This window comes from Streptomyces sp. NBC_01314 (genome assembly GCF_041435215.1).
GTDB lineage: Bacteria > Actinomycetota > Actinomycetes > Streptomycetales > Streptomycetaceae > Streptomyces.
This window is the reverse complement of the sequence record NZ_CP108394.1, coordinates 4,766,876-4,786,754: the sequence shown is the minus strand read 5'-3', so window position 1 is coordinate 4,786,754 and position 19,879 is coordinate 4,766,876. Positions and strand designations below refer to the sequence as shown.

Genomic DNA, 19,879 nt, shown 5'->3' with positions numbered 1-19,879 from the left:
CGGCTCCGTCGTCATGGCGTCACCGGTCCCCGGTCGCGGGTGAGCAGCGGATGCAGCAGGGCGCTCAGGGCCGAGGCGCGCTGGTCGTCGGAGGCCACGGGTCGGCCGGGCGACGCGTCCTGGTCGGGGGCGGCGGTCCGGCCCGACGTGGCCGTGGCGAGAGCGGCCGCGATGTCGTCGGCCGTAGGGGCCCGCATGAACAGGGACGGGTCGACGGTGAGGCCGCCACGCTGCTCAAGGGCGGTGGTCAGCTCGGCGATGACCAGGGAGTCCAGCGCCAGCGCCTGGAGCGGGCGGTCGCCCGGGTCCTCCCCCAGTACGTGCACGAAGGCGTCCCGCACATGACCGCGCATCTCCTCGCGGTCCCGTTCATTGGTCGCCGGGGCGGGGATCACGGTACGGATCTCGGTGGCCGCGCCGTACGCCCCGGACCGCGCCGCGCCCTGCGCCGATGCGGCGGGAACGTCGGGCCCCGTGGGCGTGGGCGGGGATGCGGGCGTGGGTGCGGTGCCGGGGAAGACGACCGCGCCTCCCGACCGCAGGTGGTCGAGGAACGCGTCCGCCGCCTCATGGGTGCCGATGGAGTGCGCGGCGGAGTAGGACGCGTCCGCCTCCATGCCGGTGCCCGTCCAGTTGGGCCACGCGTGCGCGGTGACCGTGGTGGCGATGCCGTTCTCGCGTTCGGCCAGCGCCAGTTGGTAGGCGTTGGCCAGGCTGTAGTCGACCAGGCCGCGGCCGGCCCGGGCCCGTGTGCCCGCGATCGAGGACACCAGGACCGCGAAGTCGGCGCCCTGCGCCCGAGCCAGGCGTACGGCGTTCAGTGAGCCGGGGATCTTCGGGGCGACCACCTTCGTGGCGTCGCTCCAGGGCCGGCGGTGCATCGCGCCGAACGGGTTGACCCCGCCGGAGCAGTGCACGACACCGAGCAGACGGCCCCAGCGCGCCCCGAACTCCCGTGCCACGACGGCCAGAGCCGACGCGTCGGACACGTCACAGGGCAGGTACGCCACCTCGGCCCGCCCCGACAGCTCCCGCAGCGGTTCGGAGAGGGTCTCGTCGATCACGGACCGCCCGACCACGCCGACGCGACGCGCTCCCCGGTCGACGAGCCGCCGGACCAACTGCCGTCCGACCGCGCCGAGTCCGCCGGTCACCAGGTAGTACCCGTCCCCGGACGGCTCGTACGACGGGCCGGGCGGGGCGGTGACGGTGTGCGGCACGTACCTGATGCCGTGGCGGTAGGCCGCGAAGGTGCCGGAGAGCGGGTCCGTGCCCGGATCGGCGTCGGGGCCCTGGGGCAGCGCCGCGTACTCGGCGGCGATCTGGCGGGCCCGCGCATCCGCCGGGTCCGCCGGGTCCAGGTCGACGACGGCGGAGTACTTCCGGCTCTCCGCACAGGCCGCCCGTACGGCCATGGCCATGGCGGCGGCCTCCGGGCGGAGCCGTCCGCGTTCCGCCGCGTGCACGGCCGCGCTGTGGTGTCCCGCCCAGAGCAGCCGCCCGTGGGCGGGCAACGCCGCTATGAGGGAGCCGAGTTCGGACCAGAACGCACTCAGGTCGTACGGCTCGGCGTCCTGCGGGTTCGGAGTGTCCACGACGACGACCGTGTCCGTGCTCGGACGGGTCGGCCCCGTCTGAGCTGTCTGCCCGGTCCGGTCCGTCTCCTCGACGACCGCGCCCCGGTCGCGGAGAGCGGAGGTGAGCGCGTCCCGCAGGACGGGGTCCGTGGTGACGAGGCGCACCGATGTGTGCCGCGACGAGAACGAGGGGGCGGGAGGCGGCAGTTCGCCGGTGCGCCACTCGGTCCGGAGGGCTTCGGCTCGGTGCCCTGCCTGTGCTTCCCCCTTGGCCTCGTGCATGTGCCAGTGCTTCTGCGCGGCGAACGGATACGTCGGCAGGTCCGTGACCCGTGCTCCGGGTGCGGAGAGCGCCGCCCAGTCGACGTGCGCGTATCCGGCTCGCACCAAGGCGGCGACGGCGGTGTGGCGGGACGGTTCCCCGGCCGGATCCCTGTCTCCCCGGGCCTGTTCCCGGGCCTGTTCAGTGGTCAGGCCGCTGTCGGCGCGGGCGATCGGCACACTGCCGCCGGCGACCGCGCGCAGCGCCGTCGCCAGCGCGGCGGCCGTGCGCCCGCTGACGGCCGTCTGGAACTCCAGGGGCGAGCGGCCGACGTTGGCCGTGTGGCAGAGGTCGGCGGTCTCCCAGTCGTCGCGCGCCGCGTCGAAGCGGTCCGCGTAGGCGGTGGCGAGGGCGCGCACGGCGGCCTCGTCGACGCCGGTCACCCGCACCAGATGGCTTCCGGGGGCCGCCCCGGCGCGGACCGGCGCCGCCGGTGGCTCTTCGACGACGACATGGGCGTTGACACCGCCCATACCGAACGCGCTGACCGCTGCCCGCCGCGGACGGCCGTCACGCGGCCAGGCCCGCGCACCGTCGGCGAGGTAGAAGGGTGTGTCCTCGAAACGGATGTGGTCATTGGGACGCGTGACATGCAGCGTCGGCGGGATCACCCCGTGCTCCATCGCCAGCAGCACCTTCACCAGACCCGCCAGGCCGGCGGCCGGCTCCAGATGACCGATGTTCGACTTCAACGACCCGATCGCACAGAACTGCGCCCGATCGGTGTGCTCCCGCCAGGCCCGGGTCAGCCCCTCGACCTCGATCGGATCACCGAGTCCCGTCCCCGTACCGTGTGCCTCCAGCAACCCGACCGTCTCCGGCGAGACGCCCGCGTCCCGCAGCGCCCCGGCGATGACGTCCCCTTGCGCGCGAGCGCTCGGCACCGTCAACCCGCTGGTGCGGCCCCCGTGGTTGACCGCGCTCCCCCGGATCACACCGCGCACCCGGTCCCCGTCCCGCAGGGCGGCCGTCAACGGCTTCACCACCATCGACACCACCCCCTCACCCGGCACGAATCCGTCCGCCGCCGCGTCGAAGGCACGCGACGCACCCGAAGGTGACAGAGCCCGCAGATTCCTCATGGCCACGTAGTGCAACGGCGACATGCCGACCCGGACACCTGCGACGATGGCCTGTTCGCACTCGCCGTTCCTGATGCTGCGCACCGCCGTGTGCAGGGCCACCAGCGACGACGAGCAGAGCGTGTCGACCGTCATGCTCGGACCACGCAGGTCGAGGAAGTGGCTGAGCCGGTTCGCGAGGAAGGCGTTGTGGTTGCCGAGACCGCTGTGGGCGTCCAGTTCCGGCGCGATGTTGTAGTCGCGGTAGTGCTGGTAGCTGGCGCCCACGAACACACCCGTGGACGACGAGAGTCGACGTGGCGGCAGGCCGGCCGACTCGCATGCCTCCCAGGTCGTCCGCAGCAGCCAGCGGGCCTGGGGGTCGAGCACCTCGGCCTGCTTGGGGAAGAAGTCGAAGAAGCGGGCGTCGAACTCCTCCACGTTGCCGAGGAAGCCACCGACGTCGGACTGGGTGCCCCGCGCGTACGTTCCCCAGCGGTGGGCGGGCGCGGGGCCGATCTCCGTGTCTCCCCGGGTCAGCAGCGACCACAACTCGGTCGGGTTCCGGGCCCCGGGCAGGGCGAGGGCGAGGCCGATGACGGCCATGTCCTTCGGGTCGGGCGTGGGTTCGGCGGTGACGGCGGGTGTGGTGAGGGTGACGGTCCGCCCCGGCGCGCCGGTCTGCTCGGCGACCCGTGCGGCCAGGGCGCGGCAGTCCGCCGCGTCCAGGACGTCCGTGGGGCTCAGCCGCACGCCGTGGGTCTCCTCGATGTCGGCCGCGATGGCCGTTGCGAGCATGGAGTCGAGTCCGGCGGAGGACAGCGAGGTCGTCGGGGTGACGCTCGGATCGTGCAGAGTGTTCCGCACGAGGGCGAGCACCGAGGCCTGGATCGCGGTCCCGGGGGCGGGCGAGGACGCGGTCACGACCGGCCGGGGCGCGTCCCGCCGCGGCTCCTCAGCCACGTCGGACGCGTCTTTCCCCGTCACCGTCCGGTACTCCACGTCCTCAAGACGCACCAGCACCCTGCCGTCCGCGGCCAGCAGGGTGGCGTGGCCGCGCCGTACCCCGTCCGGTGCGGTGTCGTCGGCGTCGAGCAGCACGTAGGCCGTCCGCGCCGGATCGTCCCGCCGTACGAGCCGCCCGATGGACACCGGCAGATACGTCGCCGACGCCGCGGCCGGGTCGGCCAGGGTCAGTACGGCCATGCTCTGCAGCGCGGCGTCGAGGGCGACCACGGCCCTCTCCAGGTCGTCGCCGGTGGAGCCGTCGACCCGGGCGAGCACGCGGGCCGGCCCGAAGCGCACGTCCGCGAGGGAGCGCAGGGGGGCGGCGAAGTCCATGCCCTTGGCCGCGAACCAGGCGTACAGGCCCCTGGGGTCCAGTGTTCGGTCGAGCCCCGCGCGCAGGGTGTCGATGTCATGGGCGCCGGGCGGGTCGCCGAGCGCCTCGTCCGGGCGGCCCGTTTCGAGACGGGCGACGATGCGGTCGCCGTACCGGAACGTGACCGGTCCCGTGCGGGCGGGATCGTCCAGGTCGCTGGTGAGGGTGTGGAGTCCGGTGCCCCTGCCCACGAACGCGATCCGCCGCAGGACGTCGGCGCTCCCGAGTGCCAGGGCCGCCGTCAGCGCCCCAGGCAGCGTCGCCTCACCGAACACGCGGTGGGCGCGGGACAGCCGGTGGACGGTCGCGGTCATGTCGTCCGTGCCCTCGTCCGTGCCCTCGTCCGTGCCCTCGTCCGTGTCCTCCGTGCTCGTGGCGTCCGTCCGGAAGGGGTAGGGCGGCAGAGCGACCCGTCGCGCGGGCGTCCCCTCGTACACCTGGTGCCAGTCGACGGTTCCGCCGCCGACGTGGAAGAAGGCCAGCCCGGTGCTCAACCGGTCGTCCGAGACGCGCAGTTGGGCCGCGAGCCGTTCGGGGGTGTGCGATGTGAAGGGGGCCATGCGGACGGCGAGCGCGGCGTCGGCCGTACGGGCACCGCTCTCCAGGACCGTCCCGTCGCGCAGGACGGCACCCTGGGCCGCGTCACCCCTGCGGACGACGTGCGCCAGTCCGGCCGACAGGGTCTCGGCCGTGGAGCCGAGGATCGCGACGCGGTACCGCAGGTGGTCGCGCCCCACGGCGGCCGAGCGGCACAGCGCGCTCGCGGCCGACGGCTCGGCCCGCAGCAGCCGTCGCAGGTCCGCCGCGCGCCGGGCCAGTGCCTGCGGCGTGTGCGCGGACAGCAGCAGGAGGTGTTCGCCCAGGGAGGATGGTGCGGGGGTGTTCTCGGCGGGTGGTGCGGCGGGGTACTCCTCCACGACGATGTGCGCGTTGGTGCCGCCCATACCGAAGGCGCTGATACCCGCACGACGTGGCCCGTCGGAGCGCCACGGCCGGGGTTCCGTCGGGATCACGAAGGGCCCGCCGGTGAGGTCGAGGTGCGCGCCGGGGCTCTCGTAGCCCGCGAGGGGCGGGATCTCCCCGTGCCGAAGGCACAGGAGGACCTTGACCAGTCCGGCGAGTCCGGCGGCCGGTTCCAGATGGCCGATGTTGGCCTTCACCGAGCCGATGTGCACCGGCGTACGGCGGTCCGTGTCGTCGCCGAACACATCGGTGAGCGCGGCGATCTCGACCGGGTCGCCGAGCCGGGTCGCCGTGCCGTGGCTCTCGATCAGGGAGATGTCCGCCGGGGCCGTCCCGGCGTCGTCGAGGGCGGCGCGGATGACGGCGGTCTGGGCCTCGCTGCGGGGCACGGGCAGGGCGCTGCCCCGGCCGCCGTGGTTGACGGCCGCGCCCCGGATCACACCCCAGATCCGGTCACCGTCGCGCTCGGCGTCCGCACGACGCTTGAGCATGACGGCGACCGCTCCCTCACCGGGGACGAAGCCGTCGGCGCGGTTGTCGAAGGGGTGCGGCAGGGTCTGCGACAGGGCCCCGAGCTGGCTGAGGCTGCGGTAGTACCACGGGGTGAGTCCGACGTGGCAGCCCGCCACGATCGCGGCGGCGCACGTTCCGGCGCGCAGCGCGGCGACCGCCTGCTGGACGGCGACGAGGGAGGAGGAGCAGAAGGTGTCGACGGTCTGCGAAGGGCCCGTCAGATCGAGCGCGTAGGAGACGCGGTTGGCCAGTACGGCGTTCAGGGAGCCGAGCGCGGTGTGCGGTCCGACGCTGTCCAGGCCCTGGGCGTCGCGGTGGTGGGTGTAGGTGGCGCCGACGAAGACGCCGATGTCGCGGCGGCCGACGAGACCGCTCTCGTCGCGTACCGCCCAGGCGTGTTCGAGCAGCAGCTTCTGTTGGGCGTCCATCTCCTCGGCCTCACGCACGGAGATGCCGAAGAACGACGGATCGAAGCGGTCGATGTCGTCGAGGAAGGCGCCGGTGCGGCAGTAGGTGCCCGTCATATGAGGGCCGCGTTCCTCGAAGTGCGCGTCGATGTCCCAGCGTTCGGCCGGGATCTCGGTGAACGCGTGCCCGCCGGAGCGCAGCAGTGGCCACAGACCGGTGACGTCGAGTGCTCCGGGCAGGTCGCCGGAGACTGCGACCACGGCCACGTCCGTGTCCCGCCCGGTGTCCGCCCCCCGGGGAAGGGCGGCGGCAGGAGCGGCCTCCGGCTCGGGCTCCCGCACGTCCTGTGCCGCCTGTGCCGCCGACGCCGCCGATTCGGCGGTCTTCCCGGCGGCCGGCGCCGGCACCGCGCCTGCCGCGCCGTACCGGTCCGTCAACGCCCGTGCCAGTTCGGTGAAGTCGCCGTGTTCCAGGAAGAGGGTGGCCGGGAGGTGCAGGTCCCAGCGGCGGGACAGCTCCTCCGACAGCTCGACGCTCATGATGGAACTCATGCCGTAGTCGGCCAGAGGGGTACGGCGGTCGAAGGAGGCGACGCCCAGCCGTTCGCCGAGGAAGCGCTCCAGCTCGTCCTCCACCCGCTCCCGGCCCTCGCCGGCGTGTACGCCGCCCGAGCCGTCGTGGTCCGGGCGGTTCGGGGTCCGCGTGACCGTGGTGGCGTGCCGGTCGCCGGTGTCGGGCCGGGACTCCGTGGTGTCTGGCCCGGGCTCCGTGCCGTCGGGGTGGGCGACGACCACTTGGCGGGCGTCCCCGCCCAGGACGGCGATCAACGCGTCCAGGGCCTCGGTCGTCCCCAGCGGCCGGACGCCCCGGCGCCGGAGCTGGTCCGCGACAGCCGTTCCCATGCCGACCTCGCCCCACAGGCCCCAGTCGACGCTGAGCCAGGGCGCGCCGTGCGCGTGGGCGAAGGCGTCCAGGTAGGCGTTGGCGGCGGCGTATCCGCCCTGGCCGAGGTTGCCGAAGGCGCCGGAGACGGAGGCGAAGAGGACGGCGAAGTCGAGGTCCGTTCCGGCGACGGCGGCGGCGAGTTCGCGGACGCCGTCGGCCTTGGGACGCATGACCGCGTTGATGTCCTCGGCGGTGGTGGACCGGATGAGCCCGTCCTTGAGCGTGCCCGCCGCGTGGACCACGCCGTGCAGGTCGCCGTATTCGCCCCGGACACGTTCCACGACGGCCCGCAGCTCACCGGGGGCGGTGATGTCGGCGGCGTACGACACGACGGCGCAGCCCGCCGCTTCGATCCCGGCCAGTGGGGACCGGTCGGTGCCCGCCGTGCCGCTCCGGCTGACGAGCGCGACGAGTCCGGCTCCCTCCTCGGCGAACCGGCGGGCCACCTCCAGGCCCAGCCCCCCGTGTCCGCCGAGGACGAGATAGCGGCCGCCCCGCCTGATGGGCCGGCTCGCCGGGCGGGCCCGCACGTCGAACAGATCGAACAGTCGGACGGGCTCGTGGCGGACGCCGTGTCGGTGGGCGACCTCCGTGGGGCCCTCGCCGAGTTCCGCCGTGAGCGCGTCGGCGGCGGTGGTGTCGTCGAGGTCGATGAGCCGGGGGCGCAGGCCGGGGTACTCGATGGCCGCCGTCCGCACGAGACCCCACAGGGCCGCGCGTGCGGGCACGGGCGTGTCGTCGTCCGCCACCGGCTGGGCGTGCCGGGTCACCACGAGGAAGCGGGAGTTGCGCTGCCGCTCGCCGAGCGTCTTCAGGGCGGCGAAGCACCCGTGAAGTCCGGCGCGGAGTTCGGAGTCCTCCGTGCCGTCGTCGGCCGCTTCGGTGGCGTTCCACAGGTGCACGACTCCCGCCACCGGGTCGCCGACGTCCTCCCACAGCCGCCGGAATCCGTCCTCGTCGGCGTGCGGCAGGACGAGGTGGTCGCGGTCCCGCGCCGGGTGCGCCGGGGACGCGCCGAGGCCGGCCTCCACCACGCGGGCGCCCTCGGCGCGCAGCTGCCGGGCGGTGTGCTCGCCCAGGGCGTCGCCGTGGTGGAGGACGACCCAGGTGCCTTGGGCGGGCTCGCGTTCCGGGCCGGGCGCGGGCCGCCAGTGGATGCGGGAGAGCGGCTGGGCGGTCCGCTCCGACGGCTCGGTGCCCGGCGCCATCGCGGCCGTACGGCGCATGCGGACACCGTCGAACTCCGCGGCGACCTCGCCCGACGGTCCGAGGAGCACGGCGTCGGCCGTCGAGTAGGCGCCCTCGACCCCGGTCCGGCGGACCAGGACGGTGGCCCCGGACGACAGGGCCGACAGATCGGTGTGGACGGCGACGCGGGCCACGCCGATCGGCAGCATGGGCCGGGGCGCGGTCGCGCCCGGTAGGTCCTGGAGCGCGCAGCTCACGACCTGGAGTACGCCGTCCGTCAGCAGGGGGTGGGCGAACCACGGCATGGGTTCGGCGTCGCTGCGCAGGGCGGCTCGGGCGGTGCCGTCGCCGACGGTGAGCTCCCGGACCGTGCGGAAGTCCGGTCCGTACCACAGTCCGGCGCGCGACCAGCTGTCGTACAGGTCGTCCGCGGTGATCGTGCGTGTGCCGGTCACCCGGGGGACGGCCCCGGGCGTCGAGCCGTCCGGGAGCCGTCGGCCGCGGCCGGTGGACAGCTGTTTGCGTTCCCCGGCCACGACGGTGCTCAGTTCGAAGCGGACGTCCGGGTCGTGGGCGACGTCGAGCCGAACGGCCGCCGTCGCGTCGTCGGCGACGGTGAGGGGCCTGAGGAAGGCCACGTCGGTGAGCTCCAGCGGAGTGAACGGCCCGAGCATGGCGACGCCGACCATCGCCATCTCCAACTGCACCGCGGCGGGCAGCAGTCCGGTGCCCGCGGCGCGGTGCTGGGCGATGAAGGGTTCGTGTCCCGCGAAGGTCTTCTCGTAGGTCTCGGCTCGGTGCGTCACTGTCCCTCGCTCCGGTGCTCGTAGTGGCGGTCGAACAGCGGGTGGCTGACGGCTTTCGTCACGGCGCGGCGGCGAGCGGGGGGCGCGGCCAGCGGCTCTCGGTGGAACGGATAAGTGGGGATGGTGGTCGTGCGGTGCCGCTTGCCCTCGTGGAGCGCGCTCCAGGTCAGGTCGGCGCCCGTGCGGTTGTGGTGGGCGGCCAGGGCCGTGTGGAGCCGGCCCTGTTCCTCGCGCCCGCGGTGGAGGGTGGTGAGCCAGACGGGGTGCGGCTCGGTGAGGGTCGTACGGGCCAGGGGCGTGAGATGGGGGTGGGGCCCGATCTCCCAGACGGCCTGCGGCACGGCCTCGGCGAGCACGGTCAGGGCCTGGGCGAAGCGGACGGGCCGGCGAATGGCCTCGGCCCAGTGCGCGGCGTCGACGGCGGAGTCGGGGGTGTGCCAGGTCCCGGTCAGGGTGGAGACGAACGGGATGCTGGGCGGCTTGAGGGCGGTGGCGGCCACGGCCTCGGCGAAGGGTGCGACGGCCGGTTCCATGTCGGCGGAGTGGAAGGCGTGGCTGACCGGGAGGAGCTGGGTCCGGTGCGGGGTCTCCTCGCGGAACCGGGCGAGCGCGTCGGCGGGGCCGGTGACGGTGTGGACCTGGGGCGCGTTGTAGGCGCCGATCTCCAGGGTGGGGTGGGCCCGCAGTGCGGCGGTGAGTGTGTCGGTGTCGGTGTGGACGACGGCCATGGCGCCGGTCGAGGGCTGGTCCTCCATGAGCCGTCCGCGCAGGGCGGTGAGACGGAGCAGGTCGGGCAGGGAGAGCACGTGGGCGGACCAGGCGGCGGTCAGCTCACCGAGGCTGTGCCCGGCGACGGCGTCGGGGCGCACCCCGGCCGCTTCCAGGTACCGGACCAGCGCCACCTCGACGCTGACGATGGCGGGTTGCGCGTATCGGGTCCGGTCCAGCAGATGCCGGGCGTCGCCCCACAGCAGGTCGAGCAACGGGACGTCGGTGCAGGGGGCCAGGAGGTCGGCGCACTCGTGCAGCGCGTCGCGGAAGTGCGGTTCCGTGGTGTACAGGTCCCGGCCCATACCGGGGTACTGGGAGCCCTGGCCGGTGAAGAGGAAGACCGTGGTGGCGGGCTTGCCGGTGTCCCGGACGACGGGGGTACGGCCGGCCGCGACGTCGGTGAGACGGTCGGCCAGTTCCCTGGGCGTGGCCCCCTGCACGGCGACGCGGTGGCGCTGGGCGGCGCGGCCGGTGTTGGCGGTGAAGGCGAGGTGACCCAGCCGGTCCTCGGCCGTGCGGGCGACCTGGTCGGCGTAGACACCGGCGAGGGCGCGCACGGCGGCCTCGTCGGCGCCGGTGACCCGTACGAGATGGCTGTCCTGGGCCAGGTCCGCGGGTGCGGGCGTGTCCGGTGCCTCTTCGACGATGATGTGCGCGTTGACGCCGCCCATGCCGAAGGCGCTCACCGCCGCGCGGCGCGGTCCACCCGTACGCTGCCACTCCACGGGCCGGTCGGCGAGGTAGAACGGGGTTCCCTCGAAGCGGATGTGGTCGTTCGGCCGTGTCACGTTCACCGTCGGCGGGACGACCCCGTGTTCCAGCGCCAGCAGGACCTTCACCAGTCCCGCGAGGCCCGCCGCGGGTTCCAGGTGGCCGATGTTGCTCTTCAGGGAGCCCAGCGCGCAGAACTGCGACCGCGCCGTGAAGCGGCGCCACGCGCGGGTCAGCCCCTCCACCTCGATCGGATCGCCCAGTCCCGTGCCCGTGCCGTGGGCCTCGACCAGACCGATCGACTCCGGTGACACCCCGGCGTCCGCCAGGGCCGCGGCCACGACCTCCTGCTGTCCCCCACCGCTGGGAACCGTCAGACCACTCGTCCGGCCGCCGTGGTTGACCGCGGTTCCCCGGATCACCCCGCGCACCCGGTCCCCGTCGCGCAGCGCCGCCGCCAGGGGCTTCACCACGACCGACACGACCCCCTCGCCCGGCACGAACCCGTCCGCACCGGCGTCGAAGGCACGTGACCTGCCGGTGGGCGAGAACGACCTGAGGCGTGAGCCGAGCTGGAAGTACTGGGGCGACATCCCCAGGTGCACACCGGCGACGATCGCCTGCTCGCACTCCCCGTTGCGGATGCTGCGCACCGCCGTGTGCAGGGCCACCAGCGACGACGAGCAGAGCGTGTCCACCGTCATGCTGGGGCCGTGCAGGTCGAGAAAGTAGCTGAGCCGGTTGGCGAGGATCGCGTTGTGGTTGCCGAGGCCGGCCGCGGTCTGGACGACGTCGTCGACGACCACGTCGCGGTAGTGCTGGTAGCTGGCGCCCACGAACACGCCCGTGGAGCGGTCCGGCTTCCCCGCCAGCCCGGCGTCCTCCAGGGCGCGCCAGGCCGACTGGATCAGATGCCGCTGCTGCGGGTCGATCCACTGTGCCTCGGCGGGTGACAGCCGGAAGAAGCCGGGGTCGAAGTCGGTCAGCCCGTCGACGAAGCCTGCCCGCCTGAGGTACACGGTGCCGGGAGTGCCGTCGGTGCCGTAGTAGGCGTCGATGTCCCAGCGGGAGGCGGGTACTTCGCTGAGGCAGTCGTCACCGTCGAGCAGGACCCGCCACAGTTCGTCGGTGTCGGCGGCGTTCGGGAAGACGCCGTCGACACCGATGACGGCGATGTCGTGGCGTTCGGAGGCGGCCGTGCCGGTGGCGGGCGCCGCGTGGGTGACGAACGGCTGCGCCACGGGGGCGGGTCGCTCGTCCCGCGCAGCCACGTGCGGGGCGTCGTCCAGCTCGGCGGTGTACGTGGCGTGTGTGGTGTCGCCCGGGTCCACGGTGTACGTGCTGTCTTCCGGCCCGGTGGGGGACGCGGTGTCGCCGGGGACGGAGGTGACGCCGTACTCCTCGCGGAGCTCGGCGGCGAGCCGGTCCACCGATCCGGTTTCGAGGACGAGGGTCACGGGGATGTCGACGCCCAGCTTGGCGCGGATGTCCTGGGCCAGCGCGACGGCGAGCACGGAGTCGAGCCCCTGCTCCTGCAAGGGGCGGTCCGGTTCGAGGTCGTCGATGCCCGTCTCCAGGGCGTCGGCCACCCAACGGGCCAGGGCGGCACCGAGACCGTCACTCCGTCCGGGACGGAGGGGCACCGGACGGTGACCGTTGCGCTCGGCGGCCGGGGCGGCGAGCAGGCCCGAACCGGCGTCGGCGTCCCGGGCCGTGACGGGTCGCGGGGCCCCGGCCGACGGCGTGCTCGACAGCCGCTTCCAGGTGATGCCACGGGCTTCCAGCACCGGCCCGTCGCCGTCGAGAATCACCAGACTGGCGGTCAGCAGACCGGAGTCGGGACCGGTCTCCCTGTCACGCCGGGCGTACACACGGGCCGTGGCCGGGATACGGCCGAGGACCGTGAGCCGTTCGACGGTGAACGGCACGTACAGGCCCCGCGCACCGCACGCGGTGAGAGCGACCTGGAAGGCGCCGTCGAGGAGCCGTGCGTCGACCGCGCCGTCGGGTGCGGCTTCGGCGCGGAGCACGCCCGTCGCCCGGCCGGGTGCGGTGGAGAGGGCGGCGACGGTCCGGTAGGCGGAGCCGTAGGCGAGTCCGTCGCGCTCGAACGCGCGGTAGAGCGCGTCGAGTTCGACGGTGGTGAAGTCGTCGCCGGACGGCGGGACGGGGAGTACCGGCTGTTCCGGCGGGGTCAGTTCGGCGGTGCAGACGAGGGCGCCGTCGCCGTCGCGGAACGTGACCCGTGCTCCGTCACGTTCGGCCGACAGGGTCGCGGGCGTCTCGACGGCCTTGCGGAACGTCACGTCGCGCAGGCCGAACCGTTCACCGCCGACCAACTCGGCCACCTTGCCGGGGTAGGCGGCACCGGGCAGGGTCGGCCTGCCGAGGACCACGTGTTCGGCGGCCTCGGGGAGCCGCGCCCACGAGTCGGTCGTACGGCCGCTCGCGACGGCCTCGCCCGGCTCCGGGGCCGTCGGCCGCGGCTGCCCGGTCGGCTCCAGCCAGAGGTACTTCTCGTCGTGCGGTGCGGTCGGGAAGCGTACGCCCGCCCGGCCGGGCCCGGTGGAGAGGTCCGCGCCGGCGGCGAACCGCCGGGCCGCCTCCCTCAGTTCCTCCCGGCCCGCCCCGTCCTGGACCATGGCCTTCTCCGCGCGCCCGGTGCCGTCGGCCACTCCCGGGTGGAGGGAGCGGACTTCGTCCACGCCGGCCAGGAACAGCCGCAGCTTGTCGTCGAGTTGTTCGAGGCTGTCGACGACGCAGGCGAGGCGATGTGCCGCCGCCGGCCGCCTGCGGCTCGCCTCGCTCAGCGACGCGAGGGACGGGCAGTACGGGGAGCGCAGCATCAGCACGAGGCGGTGCGCCAGGGTGCGCAGCGCCGCGTCCGATGCCGCCGACAGGGTCAGCAGCCGGGGCAGCCGGTCATGGTCCGCCGCGTCCTGGGTGTCCTTCGCGACGGGGGGCGCGGCCTCGACCACCACATGGGCGTTCGCGCCGCCGAAGCCGAAACTGCTGACGCCCGCGATCCTCGGTCCGTCCCAGGGCAACGGCCGGTCGGCGACGAACAGCGGCGAGGCCGCGAAGTCGAACGCCTTGTTCGGGGTGGTGAGGTTGAGGGACGGCGGGATGGTGCCGGCCTGGAGGGCGAGGATCGTCTTGATGAGTCCGGCGATGCCGGCGGCCGGCTCCAGATGGCCGATGTTCGTCTTCACCGAACCCACGGCGACCGGATGCGTGGCCTCCTCGCCGAGGACCGCGTGCAGCGCTTCGAGTTCGATGAGGTCACCGAGCTGTGTACCGGTGCCGTGCGCCTCGATGTAGCCGATGTCGCCGGGGGTGACGCCGGAGGCCGCCAGTGCCTTGCGCAGTACGGCCGCCTGGGCCGGCCTGCTGGGCGCGGTGAGGAACCCGGCGCTGCCGCCGGTGTGGTTGACGGCGGTGCCTCGGATCACGGCGAGGACCGGGTCCCCGTCGCGCCGGGCGTCCGCGAGCCGCTTCAGTACGACGACACCGCAGCCCTCTCCGCGGACGTAACCGTCGGCCCCTTCGTCGAAGGCCCGGCACACGCCCTGGGGGGACAGCATGCCGTTGCGTGCGAAGGAACGTGTCTTGTCCGGTGTCAGGACCAGGTTGGCCGCGCCCACGACGGCGGCGTCCACGTCCCCCGACCGCAGGTGCATGGCGGCCTGGTGCAGGGCGACGAGGGACGACGAGCACGCCGTGTCGACGGCCACGCTCGGTCCCGACCAGTCGAACACGTGCGACAGCCGGTTGGCGACCATGGAGATCGCGGTGCCCGTGGCGACGTGCGGGTCACCGTGGCCGATGCTCCGTGCCACCAGTTCGGGGAAGTCGCTCGCGATCGTGCCGATGAAGACACCGGTGTCGGCGCCGAGCGACACATGGTCGTGGCCGCCGCTCTCCAGCGCCTCGGCGGTCACGCTCAGCAGGACACGCTGCAGGGGGTCCAGACGCCGGGCCTCGCGGTCCGTGAGACCGAAGCGTCCGGGGTCGAAGTACTCGACTCCGTCGACCCAGCCCATCGGCACCTCGTCGGCCTCGCCCTCGGTCCACAGACGGGCCCAGCCCCGCCTGCCCTCCGGCGCTTCACCGACGCTGGAGACGCAGGCGGCCAGGTTGCGCCAGAACTCGTCCGGGGTGGCGGCGCCGGGGAACCGGCACGCCATCCCGACCACGGCCAGCGCACCGCCGTGGGCGTCCTCCCGCACGGGCCCCGGGTGTGCGGGTCCGGGGTGTGCGGGACCCGCCACGGCCGTCGAGGGCCTCGCTTCCGCCATCTCCACCGCCGTCTCCCGTCCGCGCTCGGCGGCCGGGTCGGAAGGGTGCGCCTCCAGTCGCGGCTGCGGATCCGGCTCTGGCTGCGGCTGCGGCTGCGGCTGCGGCTCAGCGATCCGCACCAGGCCGTCGGCGGCCAGCAGCCGGGACAGCTTGGCCGGGGTGCCGGTCGCGAAGACCGACGGAGCGGTGACCTCCACGCCCAGTTCGCGGCTGAGGCGTACGGCGGCGACGGTGACGTTGGCCGAGTCGCCGCCGAGGTCGAAGAAGTTGGCGTCCGCGGCGAAGGCGGGCTGTCCCACGGTGTCGGCGAAGACGCGCGCGACGAGCCCGGTCAGGGCCTCCGTGGTCAGGTCGGCGGTCGCGGCGGCGGAAGCCGGGGCGGCGGCCTCGGGTGCCGCCGCGGTGAGGGCCGCGTCGGCGCGCAGGACCGTGTCGCGGGTCGGCAGCGGCAGCCGGGCCCGCGCCACCTTGCCGTTGTCGGTCAGGGGCAGCGCGTCGAGCCGTACGTACGCGTCCGGCACCATGTACTCGGGCAGCGTGGCGCCGACGAACTCGTCCAGCCGGGCCTTCGTCGGGAGTCCGTCGCCGACCAGATAGGCGGTCAGACGCGGTTCGCCCCGGCCCTCGAAGCGGGCGGCGCCGACGACGGCCGCCGTGATCCCGGAGAACCGTTCCAGCACCTGCTCGATCTCGGCGGGCTCGATGCGGTTGCCCCGTACCTTGACCTGGGCGTCGGCACGGCCGAGCCATTCGACGGCGCCGTCCGTGTGGAGCCGTACCTCGTCACCGGTCCGGTAGAGGCGCACCCCGGTGGCGGGGTGGACGGTGAAGGCGTCCGCCGTGAGGTCGGACCGGTGGGCGTACCCGCGGGCGAGTCCGGCGCCGGAGATCCACAGCGAGCCCCTCGTACCGGGCGCGCACGGCTCCAGCCGCTCGTCCAGGACATGCAGCCGGAGGTTCGGCAGCGGCTCACCGAGCGGGACGAAGTCGCCCACGGAGGTGACACGGTGGGCGGAGGCCCAGATGGTGGCCTCGGTGGGGCCGTACAGGTTCCACAGAGCGCGGGCCGGGGCGTGCAGGCCCTCGGCGACGCTCCGTGGCAGGGCTTCGCCGCCCGAGAGGACGGTGAGCCCCGTCGGCGGGGTCCACCCGGTGGCCAGGAGGAGCCGCCACATGCTCGGTGTGGCCTGGGCGACGGTCACCTCGCCGGCCAGTTCGGCCAGGCGCCGCGGATCGCGTGCCGTCTCGCGGGAGGCGAGGACGACCGTGGCGCCGACGGTCAGCGGCAGGAGGAGTTCCAGCAGGGAGATGTCGAAGGCCACTGTCGTGTGGGCGAGTACGGCGTCCTCGGCAGAGGAGCCGAGCCGTTCCCCGATCCCGGTGAGGAAGTTGGCGAGAGCCCCGTGCTCGATCTCCACGCCCTTGGGGGCGCCCGTGGATCCGCTGGTGAACAGGAGGTACGCGAGGTCGTCCGCCTCGACTCGCGGCGGTACGGCCGGTGCCGACCCGTCCGCCTCCGGTACGCGCAGGGCCGTGCCCAGTGAGGCGCCGAGGTCGTCGGTGGTGGGGTCGGTGAGGATCAGGTCGCACCGCGCGACCTCGGTGTATCCGCGCAGGCGGTCCGTGGGGTAGGCCGGGTCGAGCGGGAGGAAGGCGGCGCCGGAGCGGAGGATGCCGAGGAGGACGGGGATCAGGTGGACGCCCCGTTCGACGAGGACACCGACCACCGATCCGGACTCGATGCCCTGGTCGTGCAGACGGGCGGCGATCGCGTCGGCCCAGGCGTCCAGGGCGGCGTAGTCGAGGGTGCGGGTGCCACTGCGGACGGCGGTGGCCGTGGGCCGTTCGGCGACCGCGGCGGCGAACAGGTCGAGCACGGTCGCGCTGCCGGGTGCCGTCGTCTCCGCCGTATCGGTCGTCCCCGCCGTATCGGCCATCTCGGGTGTATGAGCCGTATCGGCCGGATCAGCTGCCTCCTCGGCGTCCGGCCGGTTGGCGTCGGGATGGAGCGCGGGCCGCGCGCCGTCGCCGTGGAACAGGGCGGCCAGGGCGAGGTCCTCGACCCGCTCCGTGAACTCCAGCGCCTCGTCGCGGCCCATCGCGGTGTCACGGACGAAGACCGTCGGCGGGCCGTCCCGCAGGCACAGGAGTGCGATCTCGGTGTGCGGTTCGGCCGACGCCTCCTCCCCCGCGCCGCGTTCGAGGACCATGACATCGGTGAACGTCGGCTCCCCGGAGCCCAGAGGGCGTCCCGCGAGGCCGAGCCGGACCTCCAGGTCGGCGGCGTAGCCGTGCCGGGCGGCGGCCTCGTCGAGCTTGTCGCGCAGGGCGCCGGCGCTGTCGCCGTCGAACCGTACGGGGAGGCGCGCCGCGGCGATGCCATGGGTCTTCCCGGCCCGCGCGCGGGCGTCCGACGGCGACCAGGCGAAGTCGAAGGCCGGCTCGTCGGCGCGCTCGGCCACGACGCCGAGGAAGGCGTGGACGACGGCGATCGCCTCGTCGCGGGAACCGGGGACGAACGCCATCTCGTAGCGGCCGTAGTGCGCCGCGCCGGCGCTGAAGTCGTCGACGGGCAGCCGTGCCGGGCGCAGTTCCCGCAACCGGGCGCTCCACCACGGTTCGTGAGCCCGCAGCGGCTTCTGGGCGGCGGCGATGGCGGCGAGCCGTTCCTCGCCGACGGGCGGCAGGGGCGTGCCTTCGACGGCGCCGAGCCGCTGGGCGGCGGCCTGGCCGCTGAGGGAGCTGCCGTCGACGGCGGTGAAATCGCTGAGGACGAGGTCCGCGTCCGGGGCGGCGAGGGTCAGCGCCGACGTGGTCACCGACAGCACGGTGGTGTCCGTGCGGGGCTCGGCCCGGGGGATGAGCCTGATCTGCCGGGTGAGGACGGCGCCCTGTTCGGTGACGAGCGTGGGTATGCCGAGAGGGTTGGGGAAACTGCCGTGGTCCAGGGCCTTGGAGATACGGGCGGCCTCGGCGGCCGAGGTGCCGGAGTGGATGAGCCCGCCGGAGGCCATGCGGGCGGACCGCCGGTAGAACCGCCGTTCGCGGTCGCCGACGTCGACGCTGTCGGGCAGGGTGCCCGCCACGATGTGCGGGACGAGGTCCTTGAACAGCTCGATGCCGGTCTCGGCGGTCTCGTACGTCAGGGAGAGCGCGGTGGAGTGGTCACGGACCGGGAACCAGCGTTCGAGCAGGACGCCGCCGGCGTCCACGGCCTCCGTCATCCGGTGCCAGGTCGCCGCGTGCCGGGTCGCGCCCTCGTACAGGGCCCAGGCCGGGGCGTTGCTGCCGGAGTAGCGGGGGAGGGGGCCGTCGTGGAAGTTGACCGCGGCGACCTCGGGCAGGTCCAGGACGTCCGCGGTCAGGATGCGGAAGTTGACCATGCTGAACAGGTAGTCGAACTTCCGCTCGGAGAGCGTCGCCGTCAGGTCGCCGTGCGGGTCGAGCACGGGCACGGTGTGTTCGCCGGCCCACGCCACGGCGGCCGGGTCGTCGCTGAGTATGCCCTCGATTCGTACGCCCGCGTCGAGCAGTTGTGCGGCGCACTGGGTGAGGACCCGGGTTCCCCCGATGATGTAGCAGTTGGTCGTCATGCTCGCCCCTCCGCCGCGGGCTCGGCGGGGCGGGCGGGGTCGGTGTCGTCCGTGTCCTGCGCGGCGTCGGCGGTTCGGGCGGCGACCCAGCCGTCGATCTGGGAGACGACCTCTTCGTCGAGAGAGAGCTGACCGGGGGTCCACAGCGGGTTGGACAGACCGCGGTGGGTGCGCTCGCACATCTCCCAGTCCTCGTAGTTCGCCTTGTCCCACAGGGCGAACACGGCTTCGTGGGAGAAGTCGCTCTTGGCTGTCTCGGAGGGGTGGAACAGCCAGAAGTGCCGTACGAAACAGGTGGCGGGGCTCTCGGGCCAGACCCACTGCATCATCACGTAGTCGGCGGTGAACCCGAACAGCAGGTTGGGCAGGATGGTGATCCAGTTGATCCTCTGCCGGTCGGCGTCGGGCACGAGCGGCATGGGTGTGCGTCTGCTGTGGCCCGTCATGGACACGGAGTTGAAGCCGCCGCGGATGGATTGCCAGGCCCCGACGATGTCGCCTTCGAGGTCGTAGGTGCCCGCGTCGTCGAAGTCGGTGATGCGGTGCAGGTCCTTGTGCGCGGTCGGGAAGTGCAGGCTCTCGTTGACGTTGTGCGCGACGAGCTTCCAGTTCGAGGCGACCGGGTAGTCCTTGGCCTGGACGCACTCCAGGTCGGCGAGTTCGTAGACGCGTGCGAACTCCCCGAACTCCCCGAGGGCCTTGTCGAGGTCGGGGGCGTCGTCGGAGAAGGTGACGAAGACGACGCCGTGGCGGATCTCGGTGCGGATGGGCAGCAGACCGTTCTTCTCCTTCTCGAAGAAGTGGTCGAAGTAGGTGCCGTTGAGGCTTTTCAGCTTGCCGTTCCGGTCGTACACCCAGCAGTGGTAGAGGCATACGAGGCTCTGCCGCTTGCCGCTGGCCTCCTCCACGAGCTTGTAGCCCCGGTGCCGGCAGTAGTTGTGGTACGCCTGGATGCCGTCGTCGCCGTGGAGGAGCAGGACGGAACCGCTGCCGATGTTCAGGGTGCTGTAGGCGCCCTTCTCCCTGAGGCGGGAGACATGGTCCACCGGGAGCCAGTGCCGGCCGTAGATACGGGACATCTCCCGCCGGAACTGCTCCCCACCGGTGTAGAACTCGTGCGACCGGCCGATGCCGCCGGACTCGAAGTAGGGCCGCTGCTCGGTCTGCTCGCTGATGAGGTCGAACATGCTGGACGCGCGCGTCATGTGCTGGGCTCCCTCGGGGTGAGGTGCGTGGAAGGCGGTGACGGAGTGCCGGGCCCGGGGCCCGGGGCGAGGGGAGTGTGCGCAGGGAGCCGTGGCGCCACCAGGCCGGCCGCCGGGGTGCGCGGGGACGCCCGTC

3 protein-coding genes are annotated in these 19,879 nt (G+C 73.5%); all 3 read right to left on the bottom strand.

What is annotated here, in order from left to right:
- Positions 1 to 11 precede the first annotated feature (11 nt).
- The 3 genes from OG622_RS20960 to OG622_RS20950 are packed head-to-tail and all read right to left on the bottom strand — an operon-like array spanning position 12 to position 19,743.
- Positions 12 to 9,164 (bottom strand): SDR family NAD(P)-dependent oxidoreductase, encoded by a 9,153-nt coding sequence (locus tag OG622_RS20960; RefSeq protein WP_371578053.1) that lies wholly within the window; start codon positions 9,162 to 9,164, stop codon positions 12 to 14.
- The gene (locus OG622_RS20955; protein ID WP_371578051.1) at positions 9,161 to 18,538 is read right to left on the bottom strand and encodes an amino acid adenylation domain-containing protein; all 9,378 of its coding nucleotides are present in this window, start codon (positions 18,536 to 18,538) and stop codon (positions 9,161 to 9,163) included. Before OG622_RS20955 ends, OG622_RS20960 begins: the two co-directional genes overlap by 4 nt.
- A complete protein-coding gene (locus tag OG622_RS20950) occupies positions 18,535 to 19,743 on the bottom strand; it encodes an SRPBCC family protein (RefSeq protein ID WP_371578049.1) in 1,209 nt (402 codons plus the stop codon). The genes OG622_RS20955 and OG622_RS20950 overlap by 4 nt, the downstream gene beginning before the upstream one ends.
- Positions 19,744 to 19,879: the final 136 nt, after the last annotated feature.

Excerpts from the sequence above, each read along its gene's own strand:
- OG622_RS20955 (WP_371578051.1), bottom strand. The coding sequence starts at position 18,538 with ATGACGACCAACTGCTACATCATCGGGGGAACCCGGGTCCTCACCCAG.
- OG622_RS20950 (WP_371578049.1), bottom strand. The coding sequence starts at position 19,743 with ATGACGCGCGCGTCCAGCATGTTCGACCTCATCAGCGAGCAGACCGAG.